The 3761-nt window shown below is 73.7% G+C and carries 4 protein-coding genes and 1 pseudogene; 2 read left to right on the top strand and 3 right to left on the bottom strand.

Annotated elements, in window-relative coordinates:
* Positions 1 to 98: 98 nt before the first annotated feature.
* Positions 99 to 1004 carry a LysR family transcriptional regulator gene (locus ABZ078_RS44195; RefSeq protein WP_356584330.1) on the bottom strand — a complete coding sequence of 302 codons (906 nt, stop codon included), beginning with the start codon at positions 1002 to 1004 and terminating at the stop codon, positions 99 to 101.
* 114 nt (positions 1005 to 1118) lie between these two features.
* Between ABZ078_RS44195 and ABZ078_RS44190 the strand changes: the two genes are divergently transcribed.
* Positions 1119 to 1337: a hypothetical protein gene (locus ABZ078_RS44190; protein WP_356584328.1), complete on the top strand. Its 219-nt coding sequence runs from the start codon at positions 1119 to 1121 to the stop codon at positions 1335 to 1337.
* A 13-nt stretch (positions 1338 to 1350) separates the two neighbouring features.
* On the opposite strand, the gene ABZ078_RS44185 is transcribed toward ABZ078_RS44190, so the two are convergent.
* Positions 1351 to 2331 (bottom strand): metalloregulator ArsR/SmtB family transcription factor, encoded by a 981-nt coding sequence (locus ABZ078_RS44185; protein WP_356584326.1) that lies wholly within the window; start codon positions 2329 to 2331, stop codon positions 1351 to 1353.
* A gap of 56 nt (positions 2332 to 2387) precedes the next feature.
* Here ABZ078_RS44185 and ABZ078_RS44180 point away from each other — a divergent pair, with 56 nt between their 5' ends.
* The gene (locus ABZ078_RS44180) at positions 2388 to 3617 is read left to right on the top strand and encodes an MFS transporter (protein WP_356584324.1); all 1230 of its coding nucleotides are present in this window, start codon (positions 2388 to 2390) and stop codon (positions 3615 to 3617) included.
* Here the strand turns inward: ABZ078_RS44180 and ABZ078_RS44175 are convergent.
* Positions 3523 to 3761, bottom strand: a pseudogene (locus ABZ078_RS44175) (TerC family protein); the annotation flags it as partial. The gene ABZ078_RS44180 and the pseudogene ABZ078_RS44175 overlap by 95 nt on opposite strands.

Here is a 3761-nt window from a genome sequence, read left to right as displayed (position 1 = left end):
GGCTGGTGATCGGTGCGGCGGCCGCGCTGAAGCCGCTGCTGGCACCGGTGGGGTTGTTGTTCGTGTTCGCCGGGGTCCGCGTCACCGCCGTGGGCGTCTCAGGCCACCGCCGTGGCCGCCAGCTCCCGCAGTTCCTCCAGCGCCGCCGCCACCGCGGGGCGCTCCCGGCAGCCCCGGCGCGTGCAGGTGAGCAGCTTGCGGTGCGGGTCGCCCGCGCAGCGGACGCGGCTGATCGGCAGGTGCCCGGTCAGCTGGGCCAGCCGCGGGATCAGGGCGACGCCGAGCCGGTGGGCGACCAGATGAGCGGTGACGTTCCAGTCCAGGGCGTGATGGATCACGTCGGGGGTGAACCCCGCCGCCCCGCACGCCGACATCACATGCGGACGGCACGCGCTCTCGGGCACCGGCGCGATCCAGTCCTCGTGCGCCGCCTCCGCGAGGTCGACGCGCTCGCGTCCGGCCAGGGGATGGTCGTCGGGGACGACGAGATCGTACGGGTCGTCCAGCAGCGGCCGCTGGTCGAAGCGGGCGTCGCCGAGCGGCGGGTTGTGCGGGGTCACCTCCACCACGGCCAGGTCGACCTCCCCCTCGAAGATCAGGTCGAAGCACTCCGGCACCCCCGTCTCCTGGATCCGTACGGTCAGCCGCGGATGCCGCTCGCGCAGCCGTACGGCCATCGGCGCCAGCAGCACCGACACGGCCGTGGGAAAGCCGCCGACCCGTAGCTGCCCGGTGGGCGCGCTGTACTCGGCGCGCAGGTCGAGCTCGGCCGCCTCCCAGCGCTCCGCGATCGCGTCGGCATGCGCGAGCAGAGTCTCGGCGGCCGCGGTCAGGCGCACTCCGCGGCCCTGCGGTTCCAGCAGGTCGACGCCCAGGTCACGGGCCAGTTGGCGGATCTGCTGGGAGGCGGCGGAGGGCGTGAAGTGCAGGGCGCGGGCTGCCGCGGTGACCGTGCCGTAGTGGGCGACCGCCCTGAGGACGTGCAGTCGACGCAGGTCAATCATGAAGCCCACGCTTCACGGTGAGGTCCACAAAGTCAACCTGGACGTGTACGAAGGGGCACCGCACCCTTGGTCGTGTCGCGACGGTCCATCAGCCACGAGGTACGAGGAGTCGCCATGACCAGCACGACCACCACCGTCTGCCCGCACTGCGGGTGGCCCGACGGCGCCGAGCCCTTCCAGGTGGTGTCCCGGCACGGCACCGCGGCGGGGCGCACGGTGTGGACGCGGTGCGGCTGCGGCTCGCTGCAGGTACGGGTCGTCGACGACCGCGGGATGCGGGTCGTCTCCCGCAGCCGCCCCGCGGTGGCTCAGCCGAGCCCGGCCGGCCGCTGAACGGCCGCCGCCCTCAGGGCCGGCCCACGAGCTGGTCGCCCAGCGCGGTCCGCCGGTACAGCACGCGCCGTCCGTCCCGGGCCCGGGCGACGAGCCCGGTGGCGTGCAGCACCCGGAGGTGCTGGGAGACCGCGCTGGGTGTCACGTCCAGGCGGCGGGCGAGCTCGACCGTGGGGAGCGGTTCGGCTAGCAGGCGCAGAACCGTGGTGCGGGGTGCGCCGAGCAGCGAGGTGAGGGCGGAGGTGTCGGGCTCGGGTCGTGGTTCCCACAGGGTGGCGGCGCCTCTGCTGGGATAGGCCAGCATCGGCGGCTCGTCGGCGCTGAGCGGGGGCGCGGGCTTGTGCGCGAACAGGGACGGCACCAGACGCAGCCCGCGGCCGGATCCGGCCACCTCATGCCGGCCGATCATCCGGTCGATGCTCAGGACGCCGTCGCGCCAGCGCACGTTGCGGTGCAGGTCGGAGAAGATCAGGTGGGCCCCGCCCGTGGCCAGTTGCCGGGAGCGGTGGGTGACGTCGGCCTCCAGCACGAGCCGCATCCGCCGCCAGTCCGGGCGTATGGCCAACTCCCAGTAACGCAGCAGGAGTGCGCACAGCTCCTCCAGCAGCTCCGCCACCGGCCCGTCGCCCCGTGCGGTGATCTGCCGCAGGGCGTCCGGCAGCGGGTGCGGCGCGTGGGTCGCGTACAGGTCTCGTCGCATGAGTTCGGGTGGCGTCGCTCCTACGACCGCGAGCTGGTCCTCGATCGCGGGCGCGAAGGTCGTGGGACGGGGGGTCAGGAAGTCGGGCAGGGTCAGGGCCGGACTCACCAGGGCCCCCAGCAGCCGGGCGTCGGCGGGGTCGAGCCGGTCGAGGACGGAGCGGCGCCACGGGGTGTGCAAGGGGTAGAGGCCGGGCGCGCGCAGGGCCCGCAGGCTGCCCATGACCTCACGCAACGGCGAGATCGCGAACCGGGTGTCCGCAAGGTCGTCGACGTCGAGCAGGAAGCCGATCATTAAGTCTCCGGCTACATCCTTTGCCGAACAGCCCGTCGCCGCCTGGACTTGGGCGTATGACGGATCAAGGGCAACGGCACACTACCCCGGCGATCGCGCTGCTCGCCTTCGCGTGCGGAGTCGCGGTGGGCAATGTCTACTTCCCGCAGGCGATCGGCCCGTTGGTGGCCTCGGGCCTGGGCGTCTCCCCCGCCGCGGCGGCCACGGTGGTGACCGCGACCCAGTTCGGCTACGCGGCCGGCATCTTCCTGTTCGTCCCGCTGGGCGACCGCCTGCGGCCCCGCCGCCTGCTCGTCACCCTGCTCATGCTGACCGGCCTCGGACTGCTCGCCGCGAGCACCGCGCCGGGCCTGGTGCCGCTCGTCGCCGCGAGCGCGCTCGTGGGCGCGACGACGGTGATCGCCCCGCTCGCCGGCCCGCTGGCGGCCGGCCTGGTGCCCGCCGAGCGCAGAGGCGTGGTGGGCGGCACCCTGCTGAGCGGCGCGCTCGCCGGCATGCTGCTGTCCCGCACCTTCGCCGGCACGCTCGGCGACTGGCTCGGCTGGCGGGCGCCGTACGTCGCCGCCGCCGCGCTCTCCCTGACGGTCGCCGCCCTGCTGGCCCGCACGCTCCCGGCGCTGCCGCCGGCCACCTCGCAGACCTACCCGGCGCTGCTCGCCGCGCCGCTGCGCCTGCTGCGCACCGAGCCCGAGCTGCGCCGCTCGTGTCTGTACCAGGCCATGGTGTTCGCCGGGTTCTCCGCGGTGTGGACGGGCGTGGCCCTGCTGCTCACCGGCCCGGTGTACGGCATGAGCGCCAGGGCGGCGGGGCTGCTGGCGCTCGTCAACGCGGTGACGATGCTGTGCACACCGGTCGCGGGCCGGCTGGTGGACCGCCGGGGAGCGGACCGGGTCACCCTCGTGTGCTTCGTCATGGTCGCCGTGTCGGCGGTGGTGCTGGCGTTCGGCGGCCTCGGCGGCGTGCCCGGACTGAGCGCGCTGGTCGTCGGCACGTTGCTGCTCGACATCGGCATGCAGTCCGGGATGGTCGCCAACCAGGTGCGGATCTACGACCTCGGCGGGGACGTCCGCAGCCGCCTGAACACCGCGTACATGACCTGCGTCTACCTGGGCGGCACGGCCGGCTCCTGGCTGGGCGCCGGCGCCTACGGCCGCTTCGGGTGGACCGGCGTGTGCGCGCTGGTCGCCGCGTTCACTGCCGTGGCGCTCGCGCGGCATCTGATCCCGCGTCCTCGGCCGCTGCCTGCTCCTGCTTCTTCGCGGCGCGCAGGCTGGTCAGCGTCGTGACCGCCAGGACGAGCACGATGAAGCTCAGCGAGAAGGGGATGCTGATCTCGGGGACGTGGACGCCGGACTCGTGCATCGCGTGCAGGATCAGCTTGACGCCGATGAAGCCCAGGATGATCGACAGGCCGTAGCTGAGGTGGACCA

Source organism: Streptomyces sp. NPDC006385 (genome assembly GCF_040612485.1).
Classification (GTDB): Bacteria; Actinomycetota; Actinomycetes; order Streptomycetales; family Streptomycetaceae; genus Streptomyces.
The sequence above is the reverse complement of the archived record's forward strand: the minus strand, read 5'-3'. Positions and strand labels throughout refer to the sequence as shown.